Annotated in this window: 2 protein-coding genes; both read right to left on the reverse strand. The window is 64.3% G+C overall.

Going from position 1 to position 1392, the window contains the following annotated elements; all coding sequences use genetic code 11:
- Positions 1-96: 96 nt before the first annotated feature.
- Positions 97-393: a WXG100 family type VII secretion target gene (locus HMPREF0591_RS29795; RefSeq protein ID WP_007168951.1), complete on the reverse strand. Its 297-nt coding sequence runs from the start codon at positions 391-393 to the stop codon at positions 97-99.
- 287 nt (positions 394-680) lie between these two features.
- Complete coding sequence (locus HMPREF0591_RS29800) at positions 681-980, reverse strand: PE family protein (protein WP_007172607.1); 300 nt, start codon at positions 978-980, stop codon at positions 681-683.
- Between the last annotated feature and the right edge of the window lie 412 nt (positions 981-1392).

Raw genomic sequence — 1392 nt, forward strand, 5'->3', positions numbered from 1 at the left:
AGGCACCGTGGGCGTCGACATCGCCGAACTGGTAATTGATTGTCATAACGGTGTTCTCCTAATGTCTGGAATGGTACGCAGCCGCGGTTTTTAGCGCTAGCTGCTGAGGATTTGCTGCGAGGCCTGCTCTTGCTGCTCGTAGTTGTTGGCGTCGCGGATCAGTCCGTCGCGCACTCCGTGGAGCATGTTGACGATGTTGCGGAAGGCCTGGTTGACCTGACCCATGGTGTCGTACGACGTGGCCTGGGCCTGGCCGCTCCAGCCCGAGCCGGCGATGTTCATCGAGGACGCCCACATCTTGCGGGCCTCGTCCTCGACGGTCTGGGCGTGCACCTCGAAGCGGCCCGCCATCGCCCGCATTTCGTGCGGGTCGGTCATAAAACGTGTTGCCATGCTGGCTGTCTCCTTAATAAATGGTTTCTCAGATACCTGCTGTGGTTACGACGATGGCCGGGCCGGTCACCCGCTGGCGAACCGCCGAGCCGAATACAAAAGGATGATCCCCCCTTCCCGTCAGCCGGCGGCCACCGGTCGCTCTAACACGGTGAGACGGACGTCAAACCCGAACCGCGGCGTTTGAGTTGTCCGGCCGTCAGCCCCCGAGATCATCGGTAGCTGGGCGGTGAGGTGGTGGACCACATCGATGATGTGCGGTCCCACACCGCCGACCGCCAATCGGATCAGCCCGCGGCAGCCGCGTTGGCAGCCTCGGTCGCGGCGTACGATCCCGAACTCATCGACAGAGTGTTCACGAACGCCTCGTGAATGGCCGCGGCCTGGGCGCTCACCGCCTGGTACATCTGGGCGTGCGCCGCGAACTGCGCCGCCGTCAGCGCCGACACCTCGTCGGCGGCGGCGGGCACCACCCCGGTCGTGGGGGCGGCGGCCGCCGCGTTCTGAGCGCTCAGCGTTGAGCCGATGGCCTGCAAGTTTCCGGCCGCCGCAGCCAGAGCCTCGGGCTGTGTGGTCACGAACGACATACTTGGTTCCCTCCTAGTTCCAATCCCCGACTCTGCAGAGAGTAGATGACAGCGACCCCCGAAGCTCTTTCGGAAGGCGCCTGTTTGCAATTGTTCACGTGACGGTACGACGAATTCACTTTTGGTAACGCCAGAGTAACAGCGCCTGACCCGAATCGCCCTGCCTGACAGCGCGGTCACAGCAAACTGTAACCATCGGCAGCGGCAAAGCCGCTGGTCGGGGTGGTTTGGCGCGCTTGCGCTGGGCAAACTGGTTTAGAATCTCATTGCCGATTATGTCCCGCCGCACGGCTAGCAACCGCCGAGCGGGCCGCCCACGACCCCCCTGGCGCGGCGCGGGGAGGCACCTGCGGGGCGGTGCCCCGGGCCGTGCGTAACCCATTCTGTTAACCCGCCGTTCGCCGATCGGCAG

Source organism: Mycobacterium parascrofulaceum ATCC BAA-614 (genome assembly GCF_000164135.1).
Lineage (GTDB): Bacteria > Actinomycetota > Actinomycetes > Mycobacteriales > Mycobacteriaceae > Mycobacterium > Mycobacterium parascrofulaceum.

Coding starts and splice junctions, on each gene's coding strand:
- HMPREF0591_RS29800 (WP_007172607.1), bottom strand. CDS start 980: ATGTCGTTCGTGACCACACAGCCCGAGGCTCTGGCTGCGGCGGCCGGA.
- HMPREF0591_RS29795 (WP_007168951.1), bottom strand. CDS start 393: ATGGCAACACGTTTTATGACCGACCCGCACGAAATGCGGGCGATGGCG.